Genomic DNA, 15,708 nt, shown 5'->3' on the forward strand with positions numbered 1-15,708 from the left:
AACACCCTCCGCCTTCGATTAACAGCGTCCACGCCGGGCCAGTCCGATCTGACTAGACGTGTACCGCTACCGACAATCGATTAGGACTCACTCATCTAGAGCTCACCGTTCCAAACGATCGTGAGTTCGTCGCAGACAATCTCCGTCGGCGGCTGACCGGGGCGATCGACCGCACCGACTTCGTGTTCCGTGGGCTGCGCAAGAACGGCGAGGTGCTCGACGCGGAGTGCCACAGCAAGGTGATGCAGGTCGGCGGCAGACGGATGCTGATCAGTATGGTGCTCGATATCTCCACCCGGGCCGCGGCCGAGCGCGAAATCCTAGTGCTGCAGGAGCAGCTCCGCGAGGAGTCGACTCACGATTCGCTGACCGGCCTCTACAACCGGCGCTTCCTCGACGCCTCCTTCGCCCGCGAACTCACGCTGGCCGAGCGCTCGGGCGAGCCCGTCAGTGTGATCATGTGCGATCTCGATCACTTCAAAAGGGTGAACGACCGCTACGGGCACCAGGCCGGGGACGAGGTGCTGCGGGCCTTCGGCGAGCTGATGAAACAGCATGCCCGGGCCAGCGATATCTTCTACCGCTACGTTGCTGAGGATTTTCTGATGGTGCTCCTCGGCCTGGCCAGCGAGGGCGCCCTGGAACGCGCCGAACAGCTGCGGAGCGCCCTGGCGAAGTTGACCGTGGAGCACGGGGACGGCCGCATCCGCGTCACGTCATCGTTCGGCGTCGCCACTTTCCCGGCGGACGGCCGCTCCAGCGACGCCCTGATCGCCGCGGCCGACGGCGCGCTGTATACGGCCAAGGCCGCCAGGCGCAATCAGGCGCAATCGGGCCGGTAGGATCACTAGAACGAGCCGTTTTTCGTGCCGCTACCCCCTCAAAGTGGGTCTGGCCCGACCGCCGGCCCGGCGATAGCGTTATCCCTATATACCTGAGCCTGTTCGAGAGGATCGAGTGGCAAGCCTCACCGAGATCCTGATCCTGCACGGCCTACTCCCGATCGAAGAGCTCGACCACCTCATGGCCGGCGATCCCGCCGACGAGAGTGCGGTGCGCGCCCTCGTCGCAAGGGGAGTCATCACCGAGGTTCAGTTCGCCCGGGCCCGAGCCCAGCAGGCGAACCTGCCGTTCGTCGAGCTGGCCGACTATCCGGTCGACCGACTGGCCGTGGCCCTCGTGCCTGTTGCCGTCTGCAAGCGCCACGAAGTCATCCCGATCGCCGTCGACGACGGCCGTCTGATCCTCGCGATGGTCGATCCCGGCAACGTCTTCGCCGTCGACGACGTGCGCGAAGCCTCACGGATGCGCGTCACCCAGGTCGTCGCCGAGCGCAGCGACCTGCTCGCCGCCATCACCCGCTACCACCGTGCCGACGACGAGCTCAGCGACCTGACCTCCACCCTCGAAGAAGAGAACGCGGCCACCGAGAGTTCCTCGTTCGGCGTCTCGGATTCGATCGACGACGACGCCCCGATCGTGCGGTTCGTGAACCTGCTGGTCAGCCAGGCCATCCAGGACCTCGCCTCGGACATCCACATCGAGCCCGGCGAGCACAGCCTGCGGGTGCGCTACCGCATCGACGGTGTGCTGCACGAGATGCAGACCGCGCCCAAGAGCATTCAGGCCGGCGTCATCTCCCGGCTCAAGATCATGAGCGATATCGACATCGCCGAGCGGCGCAAACCGCAGGACGGCCGCATGACCGTGCGTCACGCCGGCCGCCAGATCGACCTGCGCGTGGCGACCCTCCCCACGGTGTGGGGCGAGAAGGTCGTCATGCGTATTCTCGACAACTCGAGCACGACCCTCGATGTGCGCGCGCTGGCCCTGCTCGAATACAACTTCGAGGCCTACAAGACCTCCTATTCCAAGCCCTACGGCATGATTCTGATCACGGGCCCGACCGGCTCGGGCAAGTCCACCACGCTGTACACGACCCTCGGCGCGGTCGCCCGCCCCGAGATCAACGTGATCACGGTCGAAGACCCGGTGGAGTACCGCATGGCGGGCATCAACCAGGTGCAGGTGAACCCCAAGGCGGGCCTCACGTTCGCGAGTGCGCTGCGGTCAATTCTGCGAAGCGACCCGGATGTTGTTCTGCTGGGTGAGATCCGCGACCACGAGACCGCGCAGATCGCCATCGAGGCGTCGCTGACCGGCCACCTCGTGCTGTCCACCCTGCACACCAACGACGCGCCCAGCGCGATCACGCGCCTGACGGAGATGGGGATCGAGCCGTTCCTGGTGGGCTCCGCCCTGGACTGCGTGGTCGCCCAGCGGCTGGCGCGACGCCTCTGCGACAAGTGCAAGAGGCCGTCCGCGCTGACCGCGGAATACCTGACCCGGTTGCGGTTCTCGTTCGACCCGGATCGGCCGTTGCCCACGATCTACGAGGCTGTCGGTTGCTCCCACTGCTCGAAGACCGGTTACCGCGGCCGGCTGGCCGTGCACGAGGTGATGACGGTGACCGAGGAGATCGAGCACCTCGCCGTCGCCCATGCGTCCAGCGCCGAAATCGGCCGGGTGGCGCGCGAACAGGGCATGATCACGCTCCGCGAAGACGGCTGGGCCAAGGCTCAAATGGGTTTGACATCGATCGAAGAAATCTTGCGAGTGGTCGCATAGTGCAAAAGGGGATATCTGCATGAGCCAGCCCATTTACGAAATCCCGGTGACGCCGCAGGGCGCCGTCGACGGCAGCTGGAGTCTCGGCGATCCCGACCGGCGTGGAGCCGCACCCGCCGCCGTACCAGCCGACGTCGCGACCACCGAGCGTGAGTTTGGTGAAATGGCGCAGCCGGTCGACACCGCTGTTCGTTCGGTCGAACCGTCGGCCGGACCGGTCGAAGACAGCGGGCGTCGGGTGCGCACCAGAACGATCGACAACAACGTCTCCGACCTTGACCTGCTCAACGCTCTGGCCGAGGTTCTCGACCTCAACGCCTCCGACCTGCACATCACAGTCGGCGCGCCCCCCAGCATCCGTGTCGATGGTGGCCTTCGGCCGATCGAGGGCTCAAGCAAATGGATGGGTGACAAGGTCACCTCGGCGCTCTACAGCATCCTGTCGCCAAAGCAGCGGGCGCAGTTCGAGGAAGAGCTCGAACTCGACTTCGCCTACACCGCAGGCGGCGCGCGCTTCCGCGTCAACTACTACTACCAGCGCAACTCCATCGGCGGCGCGTTCCGTCTGATCCCGCGCGAGATCAAGCCGCTGAAGGAGCTTGGAATCCCCGAGACCGTCGGGCAGTTCGCCAAGCTTCCCCGTGGTCTCGTACTCGTCACCGGCCCGACGGGTTCGGGTAAGTCCACCACGCTGGCCGCACTGATCGACCTGGTGAACCGCACCCGCGCCGACCACATCGTCACCGTGGAAGACCCGATCGAGTTCCTGCACAAGCACCAGAAATCGCTGGTGAATCAGCGCGAGGTCGGTCACGACACGAAGAGCTTCGCCTCGGCGCTCAAGCACGTGCTGCGGCAGGACCCCGACGTGATCCTGATCGGCGAGCTGCGCGACCTGGAGACCATCTCTGTGGCACTCACCGCTGCAGAGACCGGCCACCTCGTCTTCGCTACCCTGCACACGCAGTCGGCGGCCCAGACCATCGACCGTGTCATCGACGTGTTCCCCCCACACCAGCAGGGCCAGGTGCGCGCGCAGCTGGCCGCGACCCTGCAAGGCGTGGTGTGTCAGACCCTGGTCAAGAAGGTGGGCGGTGGCCGCGTCGTCGCCACCGAGGTCTTGGTTACAACCTCGGCGGTCGCGAACCTCATTCGCGAGGGCAAGACCTACCAGGTAGCGTCCGCGATGCAGGCCGGCCGCGCCCTCGGCATGCACACCATGGACCAGCACCTCGCCGAGCTCGTGGACGCGGGCCTCATCACCCGCGAGTCGGCTGAGGAAAAGGCGCAGGACCTAGAGGGGCTGAACCAGCTGATTCGCCGAGTGGACCCGACAGAGGCCAGCGGTCGAGGCATGTCGGCTGGTGGAATCGACTTCGGCGACTCGTACTCATCCAGAGGACACTAAGTGGCAACAACTCAGGCCTACGCCTATAGGGCGCGCAACGCTGCCGGCAAAGCCGTAAAGGGTCGCCTGGATGCCACATCTGAGACCGCCGCTATGTCGCGGCTTAGCACCATGGGGCTTTCGCCCATCTCGGTCGCCGAGGCACCGGACGGAACCGGGCTCAGCACCGAGATTCGAATTCCCGGGCTGAGCAAGAGCATCGGTCTCAAGGATTTGGCAATCATGAGCCGCCAGATGGCGACGATGACGTCGGCCGGTTTATCGCTCCTGCGCACCTTAAATATCCTGTCCGAGCAAACCGAGAACAAGGAACTTGCCAAGATACTTGCGAAGATCCGTACCGACGTGGAGACAGGAGTTTCCCTATCGGAGGCGATGGAGAAGCACGCCATCGTCTTCCCGCCCATCATGATCAATCTGGTCAGAGCGGGTGAGACCGGTGGCTTCCTCGAGAAGTCGCTCAACTCGGTGGCCGGCAACTTCGAGAATGAAGTGAAGTTGCGCGACACTATCAAGTCAGCGATGGCTTACCCCACAATTGTGCTCATCATGGCCGTTGTCGCCGTGATCGGCATGCTCACCTTCATCGTTCCAGTCTTCGAGAAGATGTTCGCTGGATTCGGCGGGCAGCTCCCCGCGCCCACGATGGTTCTCGTCGTACTTTCTAAGGCGATGGTCTGGCTCCTTCCAGTGCTTGTGATCGTTGGGATCGCGTTCAGTATTTGGTGGAAGAAGAACAAGAACACTGAGCCCGTGCGTAAGGTCGTCGACCCGGTTAAACTCAAACTCCCCGTCTTCGGGCAACTGATGACTAAGCTCGCCATCGCCCGTTTCAGTCGCAACTTCTCAACGATGATCGGGGCCGGCGTGCCCATCCTTCAATCACTGAGCATCGTTGGTGAGACGTCTGGGAATTGGGTCGTCGAGTCAGCCCTCCACAAGGTCCAGGAGTCGGTGCGTCAAGGCAAGTCGATCGCGGGGCCGCTAAGCCTTGAGCCGGTTTTCCCAGCCATGGTTACTCAGATGATCGCAGTGGGTGAGGACGCCGGAGCCCTTGAACAAATGCTGGGCAAGATTGCCGACTTCTATGACCAAGAGGTGCAGGCGACCGCTGAGCAACTCACGGCATTGATCGAACCCCTGATGATCGCATTCATCGGTGTTGTCATCGGCGGTATGATCGTCGCGCTCTACATGCCTATGTTCAGCATCTTCGAATACATCAAGTAGCCCCCCGTACTGGGGGCGGATTTCAGGGGCCTTACCCCTGAATGCGGGATACCACAAGGTCGCGTGACCCATAAGCTCAGATCAGGCAACGCAAAAGCCTTCCCAGCACACCCCCAGCAAAGGACCCCCACATGATTCGCAACATCACGGGAGCGCTTGCCCGCAAGCGTTCAGAACTTGGCCAGAAGGAAAAAGGCTTCACGCTCATCGAACTTCTCGTCGTCGTCATCATCATCGGCATCCTTGCCGCCATTGCCATTCCGATCTTCCTCGGCCAGCAGGAGTCGGCCAAGGACGGCGGCGTGAAGTCTGACCTCGCCACCGCGAAGATCGCCATCGTGTCCTACTTCACGGACGGTGCCACGGTCGCACCGACCTTTGACAGCACTGCTGGAACAGGCCTGGAGAAGTACGGTTTCAAGAAGAGCGACAACACCGCCTCCGTCACGTGGGTGGGGACCGCGCCCACCACCTCTGCTACCGCTTTCTGCATTATCGGAAAGAGCACGACCACCGGCTCAGCCACCTACCACATCTCCGACAGCGCCGGTGTCGGCAAGGGCGCTACCTGCTAGTAGCTTCACTCCCTGGATCCAACTGAGGGGGGCGCCGCTTGATGCGGCGCCCCGTTCAGTATTTTCACCCCTCGGCACCACTTGGCAGACCGGACCTCTAACGTGATGATATTTCAGGCCTCGCAGTCTAGGCGCTACGACCGCCAAGAGCGCGGCTTCGGACTGATCGAGATCGTCGTCTCAATGTTCCTACTCTCGCTATTGACTATTGCATTCCTGCCCCTTCTGATCACCGCAATGAAAACCACGGTTCTGAGCTCCACCATTGCCTCCGCGAGCCAGCTAGTGAGTCAACAACTCGATGCGGTTCGCGCAGTGGCCCCGAACTGCGCCGCAGTGAGTGCGTTCGATGACGCGCCCGTCGCTACCTCTGGCTTGCCCGGAGGCACAGTATTTCAGCCGTACCGTTTGGTCGGCGCTTGTCCCGGTGCGTATCCCGGAGTGGTCAGCGTCAAGGCTTGGGTCACCAAATCAGGTAACGCCAAGGTAATGGCTGAGGCGACTACTCTCGTTTACGTCGAGAAAGCAACGCCATGAGGGCCGATCGCGACGACCCGAGGGGAAGCGAGAGCGGTGTGAGTCTGATCGAATTGCTGATTTACTGCCTGCTCTCGATCGCCGTCCTGTTTATTGTTGGTAGCCTCCTGATCACCTCGCTCACCGCGCAGGGCACTGTGCGGAAGTCCTCGCAGGCCAGTAATAGCGGCCAATTGGTCTCCAAGTCCGTCACCCAGGGAATTCGAAACGCAAGTTCCATGCAACTGATCGTCCCCTCCGCAGGCACACAACTCCTGAAGACGCGAACCGTTGGCGCTGGCGCCGATCCCGTTTGGCGTTGTCAGGCGTGGTACTTCGGTAACGGCGAGGTGCGATTCACGACTTCAGGAACGACGATTCCCGCGCCGGAACCGGCCGATGTGGCAACGTGGACCCTGCTGGCTAGTGGGATCCAACCGACCACCGGAACGACCATTTTCACTCTCACGGGCCGACAGCTCGATCTCGCAATTCAAGTGCGAGACAACGGAGGTAGATCCGTACTCATCAAGACTTCTGCATTGAGTCGTCAACCAGTCCCTGCAGTAGAGGAGAGTGCGCCGACATGCCTATGAGACGTTTGACCTTCAAATCTAGGCCGCCATCGTCCGATGAGCAGGGCAGCACGTTGTTGGCTGTCATTGGCGTCATGGCTGTTACCGCGCTCATCGCGCTCACGGTAACGGCGGCGACGCTGAACGGGCTAGGTGCCACGAGCTCCTCGCGAGCTTCGGTCCAGTCCCGCGCTGCGGCAGAAGCTGGCATTGACGTAACGGCAGTCGGCCTTCAGACCGCGACAGGACCAGAAAGTTGCGGCACACGCAATGGGCTGTACGCCTCCGTTTCGGGAGCTGTGCCCAAATTCTCCGCGAAGGTTCAGATCGACCCTGGAACTGGATGGGTCACCGGCTGCCCCACTAGTGCGTCTACACAGGTGAAGATCATTTCCACCGGCTTCGCGCAGGCGAACGGGGTCGGAGGTGCATCGGCAGGCGACGACAACGTGGTCGAGGCTGTCTACACTTACATCCCCGCCGAGGTCACAATTCCGACTATTGGTTCTGCGGTTTACGCCCACACCATTACGGGTGTGCTCAAGAATTTCACCCTCGACTCCTCGGTCAACAACGTCGCGGCTGACGTCCAGATCAAGAACGGCAACGCGATCTGCACGAACGGAGCCAAGATCGCGGGAAATCTCATCCTGGGCAATGGTTATGCGGCCCTGGACAATTGCACCGTGTCCGGCACCATCCACGTTTCCAAGTACGTGACATTGAATGGCGGTGCAAGTCTCGTTCAAGGCGACATCATCGCCGCTGGCCAGGGAGTCGCCGCAGGATCCAACGCGATCGCGATCGCGAACGGTGCGACCGTGAACGGAAGCATCCTTTCGAACGGAAGCGTGAGCGTCACGAGCAGCCCGGGCTCCGAGGTCAAAGGAAATGTCACTGTTGCCGGTACAGCCACGAGCGTCGCAACGGTGGCGAACAACTCCAAGGTCGATGGCTTTGTGCAGTCCAGTGGAACAATCGCCAATGCAGGCACGATTGTCGGTGCAAAAACTCAACACGTCACTGGACTTGTCCCGCCGCCGGTGCCCTTGGTTCCCAACTGGAGTGAAATCCCATACCCAACGCCTTTCTCCTCGACATCCTGGGCGGCACAGGGATTCCAGGAACTTGTGTGGAACGGACCATGCGTGATAAGTGGGGTGGATCCTTCCTGGACCGCTTTGTCGGCTCTCACTGTTCCCACCGTGGTCAACACGCTGACCAAGTGTGGTGCGGCCGGCCTCTCGACCGACTCCAACGTCAAGACGCTGACGTTGAAAGTCAACGTCGCCTTTGTTTCAAACAGGTTCGCCTTCACCAAGTTGAAGGTCCTGTCCAGTGACACGACTGCACGCAGGCTGTGGCTCTACGTACCAGACAGCAACAGCGCGGACGGCCTGCCGACCTGCGTTGCCCCTTCTGGCGACATCACAATGAGCAGTGAAACGGACATCGCGCCAGAAGTCTCCGTCATGGCCTACACACCCTGCAAGTTCTACAGCGACCGCGACGGTTGGCGCGGGCAGATCTACGGCGGTGAGGTTGGGTTCGGCCAGCAGGCAAAGCTCACCTTCGTCCCCGTTGGAGTACCCGGCGTCAACCTCTCTGGAACCCCGTACGTCCCTCCGGTCCCCGCGCACCTCGGCGTCCGCACGAGCCTTCGGGACTTGGTAACGAGTGGTTAGCCTGTTCGTCACCGGCACGGGATTATTTGGCTCCCTGATCGGCTCGTTCTTAAACGTTGTCATCTTCCGTGTCCCGGCGGGACGGTCAATCGTGTCGCCGGCGAGCGCTTGTGGTCGATGTGGGGCGCGGATTCGCGCGTGGGACAACGTTCCCGTTCTCTCCTGGCTGGTTCTGCGCGGTCGATGCCGTGATTGTCAGGTACCCATCTCGGCTCGATACCCGCTAGTCGAGCTCGGCACGGCTGTTTTCTTCGCTTGCGTGGCCGCGTGGATGCTGTTTGGCGTTTCGACCTCCGGGTTCGGCTCGACCACCGGAAAGTTAGTGGCCGGACAGCTGGTCACGTTGGTCGCTTTTCTCTACCTTGCGGCCGTCAGCGTTTCGCTTGCGATGATCGACCTGGATACCCAGACTCTGCCAAATCGCATTGTTCTGCCGGCCTACCCGGTCGCCGCCATTCTGCTCATTGTTGCGGCGCTGCTGTCTGGTGAGCCAGCCCGACTTTTTGGTGCCTTAGCCGGGGGGGCGGCGCTTTTTGGCGTCTACCTGCTGCTGGCACTGGCCTACCCGGCCGGTATGGGGCTGGGGGACGTGAAACTTGCGGGGGTTCTCGGTCTCTATCTGGGATGGCTCGGTTGGGGAGAGCTTGCGGTGGGCGGCTTTGCCGCTTTTCTGCTGGGAGGTTTGTTCGCGATCGGTCTCGTCGTCACCCGCAAGGCGACCCGAAAGAGCGGCATCCCGTTTGGGCCCTGGATGTTGGCGGGAGCCTGGCTTGGGATCTTCTATGGTGATCAGATAGCCAACGGTTATCTCTCACTCTTTGGTTTGGCATCATGACACGGTCTTCGAAGGAGACGCAATGACGGCGAATGTCGTAGGAATCGACATCGGCACAGCCGGTCTGAGGGCCGTCGAGGTGAGCGATGCGGGCAGCCTGAAACCGACCTTGGTGCGCTACCACGAGGTGGGGCTGCCGGAGGGGGCAGTCAACCGCGGTGAGGTCGTCGAACCCAACACCGTGGCGGCCGCCATCAAGAGTCTATGGTCGTCTGGCGGATTCAAGAGCAAGAACGTCGTGCTCGGCATGGGCAATCACAGAGTGCTGGCCCGCGACCTGACCGTTCCCAAAATGTCGATCAAGCGCATCCGCGAATCACTGCCTTTCCAGGTGCAAGACATGCTGTCGGTGCCCGTGGCCGACGCTCTGCTCGATTTCTACCCGATCTCCGAAACCGAGGGTGAGAACGGTCCGGAGATCAATGGATTGTTGATTGCCGCTGTCAAGGATGCCGTTCAAGGCAACGTGAAGGCGGTGCAGTTGGCGGGCCTGAACCCGGTTGAAGTCGACCTCATCCCGTTCGCGTTGAGCCGAGTCATCTATCGAGGCGCGAAAACCGAGGACGCAGTGGTTCAGATCGACGTTGGCGTGGCAACGACAACGGTTGTCGTGACCCGGGCCGGCGTCCCGCAGTTCGTGCGTCTTATTCCGGCCGGCGGAGGGGACCTGACCCAGGCGCTGGCTCTTCGCCTGGGGATCACGACGGAGGAGGCAGAAGCATTGAAACGAACGCAGTCGCTGGACTCCGTGCCAACGCCTGAGAATCAAGGAGCGGCCACGATCATTTCAGAGGTGACAAACGAGTTGTTGAACAGCCTCCGAAACACTGTCAACTACTTCGTCAATACGCGACAGAACCTCCCCGTCACCCGGATTGTACTGACCGGCGGCGGTGCCCAATTGACGGGCTTCGCCAAAGCGTTGGGCGAATTGACCCGCATGCCGGTGTACTCTGCGGACCCGAGCACGGCGGTTGTTCTAGGCAAAGGCGTGCGTGCGGAAGACCTGCAGCAGACTCGGGGAGCGTTCTCTGTGGCCCTGGGGCTCGCACTGGGGAGCCAGGAATGAGCCGGGCATCCGTCTCGGACGAACTGGTTCTGGGAGCCGAGCCGCGCGTACACCTTCTCCCGCCCGAAGTAGCAGCAGGACGACGAGGCAAAGCCATGCGGCGAAACCTCGGGGTATCCGTCGTTGGCGTAGTCATTCTTGCGTTACTGGGAGTGGCCGGCTCATCCTGGCTCGCGATGCAGAGCCAGGAAAAACTGGCCAGCGCCCAGGCACACACCATCGACCTGCTCGCCGAACAGTCAAAGTACGTCGAAGCGCGGAACGTTCAGGATGAGGTCGACCTCGCCCTCTCCGCACGGCAGCTCGGCGCTTCTACAGAGATCGATTGGAAGGACTACCTCGGCAAGGTCAGGGCCATTCTCCCGACCGACGTGTCCATCGATGCCGTAACGGTCGAAGCAGCATCCCCGCTGGCGCTGTACGACCAAGCGACGGTTCCACTGCAGGGCGCCAGAGTGGCGACTCTCACTCTCGATCTCACCAGCACGAATCTGCCCGAAGCTCCGGTGTGGCTCAAGGGTCTGAAGGAGTTACCTGGCTATGCGGACGGAACGCCAGGGACAATCACTCAGACGGATTTGGGAACTTACCAGGTGAACCTTGTCCTGCACATCAATGACGGGGCGTACTCACAGCGCTTCGCCGACGTTAAGGAGAAGTAACCGTGGATCGGAACCGCCTGTGGGTACTCGGCGCTGTTGTGCTCATCGGTGTGACACTCGTGCTCGGTTGGCTGGTGGGCATCTCCCCGAACCTGACTGCCGCGAGCGTGGCTAATACGGATCGTGTTGCTGTTGAAGAGCAGAACAAGGCTGCCGGTCTGCAACTTGTCGAGTTGAAGAAACAGTTCGAGAGCATCGGGGATCTCAAGAAGGACCTCACGGCAATTCGTGAGGCCGTGCCCAGCGGTCCCGAAATCCCCGCGTTCCTCAGCCAGCTCGATACCCTGAGCCGCCAAAATGAGGTCACGCTGACGGACTTCTCCGTCGGCGATGCCGAACCGTACGCTCCCGAGGGTGCGGCCCCGGTGGCAGCGGCGACTCCTTCCGACGCTTCGACTCCGGCGCCCACGGCCGCCCCGGCTGACGGAACAGCCGCCCCGGCAGCCGACCCCGCGACTGCGGCCGGCGCCACGGTCGTCGGCGCGGCGCTTCCCGTGGCACCGCCCGGAATCACCGCAAACAATTTTGTTGCCGTGCCCATCACGGTCTCGGTCGAGGGGAACTATTCCAAGCTGCTGGACTTCACGGACGGACTCCAGACGGGCAAGCGGTTGGCACTCGTGACTTCGATTGAGACGACGACCGTGTCACCGGAGATTTCGACCGCCAAGATTTCCGCTTACGTCTACGTGCTTCTGAACCCGGCCACAGCCACTCCGACTCCCGCCGGGTAGGCCGGCCTGAAAATATTGTCCATCGGTCGAGCCTCCCTCAACCGGGGGACCCGCATTGCTAAGGTAGTGGCTGATCGACACGGCCAACCACTAGGAGCGCACCATGAGCGACACAACGTCCCCTGAGGGCAACCGCAAGCCCGACCACGAGCCTGACTCGGTCGATCACACCGACCACACCGAGCGAACGGATGCCCCGGACTACACCGGCACCGGCTCCCACGCCGGGTCGGCCGACTACTCCGACTCTGCCGAGCCGACAGCATCCTTCCCCGCACGGCCCGTTGGCGAGCCGATCTCCTACGACGCCCCCGCAGCACAGGATGCCCGCGAGCCGAACGAGCTCAACGACGCCGAGAAGCGCGAAGCCGACAAGCGCGACGCCTACGTGCCCGCCGCCACGGTGGCCCCGGCGGCCAACACCACCGCCGAGACCCAGCGGCTCGAGCCGGTCGCGAACCGGAGCGAGACCGCCAACGCGACTTACGCGCCCGCGAACACGACCGTTACGCCGCCCGTCTACATCCAGGCTCCTACGCCCCCGAAATACAAGAGCAACCGCGGCGTCGGCCTGTTGATCGCGCTGCTCTCCACCGGCATCTTCGCCGTGCTGTACTCGCTGATCGCGTTCGCACTGTCCGGCATCGGCAGCCTTTCCCTCTCCGACACCGCCGCGAAGTTCACCGACTTCATCGTGCTGCCCATCTTCTACGTTCCGGTCATCTTCTTCTTCGTGGCCTTCGCGCTGCTGGTGCTGCTGGTCAACCGCGGCGGCTGGTGGGCCTACGTGCTCTTCGGTTTCCTCGTGGCCGTCGTCGTCTACTTCTCCTACATCGGCGCAGCGCTGCTGAGCGTGCAGGCCTGGCTCTTCACCCCCGACGAGGCCGCGCGCTTCATCAGCCAGCAGTGGCTGAACCCGGGCGCCATCGCCGCCGCCGTAGTCGCCCGCGAGGTGCCGATCTGGGCCGGCGCCTGGATCGCCCGTAACGGCCGCAGTGTCACCACCCGCAACGCCGCCACCAAGGCAGAGTACGACCGCGTTCTCGCCGAGGGACCGCAGGGCATCCGCTCCAACTAACTCAGGCCTCGCAGTGTGCGGCGCTCCACCGTCAGGGGGAGCGCCGCACGCTTTTAAAAGGCCGTGTCAGCCGGCCGCGGGGAAGGGCGAGTAGGGGCGTCGCCCCTCCGCCACTTCGCGATTCAGCTCCAGCAGGCGCTCCAGAATCCGAGCCTGGTCGGCCGCGATCGACGGATCCCAGCCATAGGCGTCGGCCACCGCTTCGTCGAGGCGTCGGTGCAACTTCGCGAGATCCGGGTTGGCCTCGGGCCAGCCCAGGCTGTACAGCCTGGTTAGGCCGACCTCGCGTTCCCGGCAGAGCTCACTCCGCCGCCGGTACAGCGTGACGCAGGCCGTCGAGACGGCCTCCCGCTGGCGGGCATCGACCGGGTCGGGCCAGGGGAACGTCGCCAGGGCCGCCGTCGGCGTGTTGCGCAGGTCGCCCTCCAGCGTGCCGGCGCGGGCCCAGGTGTCGTAGGCGCCCGAGAGCAGAATGCCCATGCTGTAGTCGTCGTCCCCGGCGAAGATCATGGTCGAGTTGCTGGCCACGATCCACGGATGCGCCCACGCCACGATCATCCGTCTGCCGAGTGATCCGAGCACCGCGTAGCGTTTCAGCGGATCGAGCGCGGCCCGCATGGGCAGTCGGGGGCGGCCGAAAAGCCACCAGCGGGTTCGGAAGCTCTCGTCTGCGTTCGTGTCGCGCTCGGGTTTTACCCGTTGCTCAACGATCTCGAGCGCGCGCGGATAGCGCCCTGCCTCGTCCAGTTCGCGCTGACCGAAGTCGATGATCCATCGCCCCGACTGCTGGCGGGGATCCTCGGCCAGGTCTTCGCTGGTCAGGTAGGGCCGCACCACGTCGGAATACGGAATGGACCAATCGTTCAGGACTGCCTTGGCTTCCTCGCGCTCGAGGATGAATCCCTTGCCGACCGGAGTCGGGCTCTGGAAGAACTTGCCGCGGTTGGCGGCCAGGGCGACGGGACGCCACTCGGGCTCGGGCTCGGGCGTGAGCGTGGACTCGAGCGAGGGCTCGGCCGCGGGCGCCGGTGGGGTCGGATCGACCGCCGCAGGTTCGGGCCGCTTGAGGTGCTTGCCGACCAGAGCGTTGGCGGCCCGGTGCCGCAACGCGTCAGACTCGGCATCGCCGGCCGCCTCCGCGGGCACCAGCAGATGGCGCGGTGCTGCGTCGGGCGCCTGAGGCTGCGCGATGGTCGGAGGCTGGGCGACGGTAATCGTCGCGGCCGAGGGTTCATCGGTGCTGAGCAGGGCTTTCGCCCGACGGAACAGGTTCACGTCTTGTTCTCCGCCCGGCCAGGGGCACCCGCAACGACCGCGGTGCCATCAGGGGAAAGACTACGCCGCGGCAACCGCGCGCGTCTGCACCAAAACGCACACGCGATCCGCGCCGTCCCACTAAACTCGCACAAGGCGCAGGCAGGGGGAGCAATGCGGGATTACCAGAAGTATGCGACGGTCGTCGCGGTCTTCGCGGCGGTACTCTACGCTGCGCTCGTCGTCGCCGCCTTCGGCATGATCAGCCTGCTCACCAACCGCGACGTCATCACCGACCCGAATGCCGGGCTTCTCGTCGGCCCCAGCATGACCGCCGCCGCGTCGCTGGTGGTGTTCCTCCTCATGCTCCTGCTCGGCCTCCGCAGCCGGCCCGAGAACCAGCGCATCGCCGTCGGCTACGCCCTCGGCACCGGGTTCGCCGCGTTCGCCGCTTTCGTGCTCGTCGGCACCATTCTCTTCGCCCTGAACGCCGGGCTCCCGGCCGACAGCATCGCCTTCGCGGGCTCCGTGCTGCTCGGCCCGTTCGCGGCGACCGCCGGCATTATCGGATTCATCGTCACTCTGGTCTATTCGATGGTCCTGGCCTCACGGATGCCTGAACGCGGCCGCCCGCTGTGGCCGTGGGAGCGCCGCGATGACTGAAGCCGCACCGGGGGGGTAGCTGTGAGCGTCACCCTCGACAATGACGAAACGGATGCCGTCGGGCTCCGCCCCGACGGACGCCCCGACCAGGAGTACGCGGCCGCACTCGGGCTGATCCCCGCGTCGCCGATGCGCCGGTCCCTCGCGTTCGCCATCGACTTCGCCATCTGGCTCGCGCTCTTCGTTCCGGGCGTGCTAGCCACGGTTCCGGTCTGGAGCCGGCTGCCCCTGGGCCTGACCACTTACTGGCTCCGGGACCACCCGGCCTTCGGCGCCGCCGCCGTCGGGTTCGGGGTCAGCCAGGGGCTGGTACTTGCTTCTGTGCTGGTGCAGCTCATCCTGCACGGCAGAAAAGGCATCACCGTCGGCAAGGCCATCTTCGGCCTCCGCTCGGTCAGCGTCGCCGGCTTCGGCCGCCCCGGCTTCCGGCGCATCGTGCTGCGCGCCGCCGTGTTCCTGGCCGCCGCCCTCGTGATCCCGGTGCTGGGCGCCGTGCCGCTCCTGCTCTCCCCGCTCTGGGACAAGGAGCGCCGCGGCCGGGGCTGGCTCGACGTCATCGGCGGCACCTGGCTCCTCGACGTGCGCGCGGGCCTCGACCCGGTCAATACCAAGCAGCTGCGCCACGCCCGCAAGGCCGTCACCGCCGCCCCGGCCGCGGCCCACACACGGATGCCCTCGCTCGCCACCCGCACGGACGACGCCGCGGGCGCCGCTGCGGCCTTCGTGCCCGGCCAGCGCTCCCGGTCGGGAGTCGTCGCGGGGCCCGCCGCCGAGCCGTCCGCTCCCGTGGCGCCGG

The 15,708-nt window shown here is 63.9% G+C and carries 16 protein-coding genes and 1 pseudogene; 16 read left to right on the forward strand and 1 reads right to left on the reverse strand.

Annotated elements, in window-relative coordinates; all coding sequences use genetic code 11:
* Positions 1-92: 92 nt before the first annotated feature.
* From E3T42_RS17455 to E3T42_RS14120, 14 genes and pseudogenes are all read left to right on the forward strand, one after another.
* Positions 93-305, forward strand: a pseudogene (locus E3T42_RS17455) (PAS domain S-box protein); the annotation flags it as partial.
* Positions 306-323: 18 nt separating this feature from the next.
* Positions 324-842: a GGDEF domain-containing protein gene (locus E3T42_RS14060; RefSeq protein WP_255578703.1), complete on the forward strand. Its 519-nt coding sequence runs from the start codon at positions 324-326 to the stop codon at positions 840-842.
* Positions 843-957: 115 nt separating this feature from the next.
* The gene (locus tag E3T42_RS14065) at positions 958-2,628 is read left to right on the forward strand and encodes a GspE/PulE family protein (RefSeq protein WP_134403179.1); all 1,671 of its coding nucleotides are present in this window, start codon (positions 958-960) and stop codon (positions 2,626-2,628) included.
* Positions 2,629-2,647: 19 nt separating this feature from the next.
* Positions 2,648-4,036, forward strand: coding sequence for a type IV pilus twitching motility protein PilT (locus tag E3T42_RS14070; RefSeq protein ID WP_304999645.1), 1,389 nt, complete (start codon positions 2,648-2,650; stop codon positions 4,034-4,036).
* A complete protein-coding gene (locus E3T42_RS14075; protein WP_241976181.1) occupies positions 4,037-5,266 on the forward strand; it encodes a type II secretion system F family protein in 1,230 nt (409 codons plus the stop codon). It abuts the gene before it with no gap.
* Between the two features lie 131 nt (positions 5,267-5,397).
* Complete coding sequence (locus tag E3T42_RS17495) at positions 5,398-5,841, forward strand: type II secretion system protein (protein ID WP_134403180.1); 444 nt, start codon at positions 5,398-5,400, stop codon at positions 5,839-5,841.
* 105 nt (positions 5,842-5,946) lie between these two features.
* Complete coding sequence (locus E3T42_RS14085) at positions 5,947-6,378, forward strand: prepilin-type N-terminal cleavage/methylation domain-containing protein (RefSeq protein WP_134403181.1); 432 nt, start codon at positions 5,947-5,949, stop codon at positions 6,376-6,378.
* Positions 6,379-6,416: 38 nt separating this feature from the next.
* Positions 6,417-6,953 carry a hypothetical protein gene (locus tag E3T42_RS14090; RefSeq protein WP_134403182.1) on the forward strand — a complete coding sequence of 179 codons (537 nt, stop codon included), beginning with the start codon at positions 6,417-6,419 and terminating at the stop codon, positions 6,951-6,953.
* 359 nt (positions 6,954-7,312) lie between these two features.
* On the forward strand, positions 7,313-8,617 hold the full coding sequence (locus E3T42_RS14095; RefSeq protein WP_134403183.1) for a hypothetical protein: 1,305 nt from the start codon (positions 7,313-7,315) through the stop codon (positions 8,615-8,617).
* Positions 8,610-9,452 carry an A24 family peptidase gene (locus E3T42_RS14100; RefSeq protein ID WP_166805337.1) on the forward strand — a complete coding sequence of 281 codons (843 nt, stop codon included), beginning with the start codon at positions 8,610-8,612 and terminating at the stop codon, positions 9,450-9,452. The genes E3T42_RS14095 and E3T42_RS14100 overlap by 8 nt, the downstream gene beginning before the upstream one ends.
* Positions 9,453-9,474: 22 nt before the next feature.
* Positions 9,475-10,521, forward strand: a complete 1,047-nt coding sequence (gene pilM, locus E3T42_RS14105; RefSeq protein WP_134403184.1) for a type IV pilus assembly protein PilM — start codon at positions 9,475-9,477, stop codon at positions 10,519-10,521.
* On the forward strand, positions 10,518-11,183 hold the full coding sequence (locus tag E3T42_RS14110) for a hypothetical protein (RefSeq protein WP_134403185.1): 666 nt from the start codon (positions 10,518-10,520) through the stop codon (positions 11,181-11,183). Before pilM ends, E3T42_RS14110 begins: the two co-directional genes overlap by 4 nt.
* Positions 11,184-11,185: 2 nt before the next feature.
* Complete coding sequence (locus tag E3T42_RS14115; protein ID WP_134403186.1) at positions 11,186-11,917, forward strand: hypothetical protein; 732 nt, start codon at positions 11,186-11,188, stop codon at positions 11,915-11,917.
* 103 nt (positions 11,918-12,020) lie between these two features.
* Positions 12,021-12,995: a tripartite tricarboxylate transporter TctB family protein gene (locus tag E3T42_RS14120; RefSeq protein WP_134403187.1), complete on the forward strand. Its 975-nt coding sequence runs from the start codon at positions 12,021-12,023 to the stop codon at positions 12,993-12,995.
* A 66-nt stretch (positions 12,996-13,061) separates the two neighbouring features.
* Here E3T42_RS14120 and E3T42_RS14125 read toward each other — a convergent pair whose 3' ends face one another.
* Positions 13,062-14,270: a type IIL restriction-modification enzyme MmeI gene (locus tag E3T42_RS14125; protein ID WP_134403188.1), complete on the reverse strand. Its 1,209-nt coding sequence runs from the start codon at positions 14,268-14,270 to the stop codon at positions 13,062-13,064.
* A 153-nt stretch (positions 14,271-14,423) separates the two neighbouring features.
* On the opposite strand from E3T42_RS14125, the gene E3T42_RS14130 reads away from it, so the two are divergent.
* Positions 14,424-14,912, forward strand: coding sequence for a DUF6121 family protein (locus E3T42_RS14130; protein WP_134403189.1), 489 nt, complete (start codon positions 14,424-14,426; stop codon positions 14,910-14,912).
* A gap of 21 nt (positions 14,913-14,933) precedes the next feature.
* Positions 14,934-15,708, forward strand: a 775-nt coding sequence (locus tag E3T42_RS14135; RefSeq protein ID WP_134403190.1) for an RDD family protein, incomplete at its 3' end; no start/stop codon positions are given.

Source organism: Cryobacterium sp. TMT4-10, assembly GCF_004403275.1.
In the GTDB taxonomy this organism is placed as follows: Bacteria; Actinomycetota; Actinomycetes; order Actinomycetales; family Microbacteriaceae; genus Cryobacterium; species Cryobacterium shii.

What these genes read in the sequence shown, in the direction of transcription:
- E3T42_RS14070 (WP_304999645.1), top strand. Translation starts at nt 2,648, where the DNA reads ATGAGCCAGCCCATTTACGAAATCCCGGTGACGCCGCAGGGCGCCGTC.
- E3T42_RS17495 (WP_134403180.1), top strand. Translation starts at nt 5,398, where the DNA reads ATGATTCGCAACATCACGGGAGCGCTTGCCCGCAAGCGTTCAGAACTT.
- E3T42_RS14085 (WP_134403181.1), top strand. Translation starts at nt 5,947, where the DNA reads ATGATATTTCAGGCCTCGCAGTCTAGGCGCTACGACCGCCAAGAGCGC.
- pilM (WP_134403184.1), top strand. Translation starts at nt 9,475, where the DNA reads ATGACGGCGAATGTCGTAGGAATCGACATCGGCACAGCCGGTCTGAGG.
- E3T42_RS14110 (WP_134403185.1), top strand. Translation starts at nt 10,518, where the DNA reads ATGAGCCGGGCATCCGTCTCGGACGAACTGGTTCTGGGAGCCGAGCCG.
- E3T42_RS14120 (WP_134403187.1), top strand. Translation starts at nt 12,021, where the DNA reads ATGAGCGACACAACGTCCCCTGAGGGCAACCGCAAGCCCGACCACGAG.
- E3T42_RS14130 (WP_134403189.1), top strand. Translation starts at nt 14,424, where the DNA reads ATGCGGGATTACCAGAAGTATGCGACGGTCGTCGCGGTCTTCGCGGCG.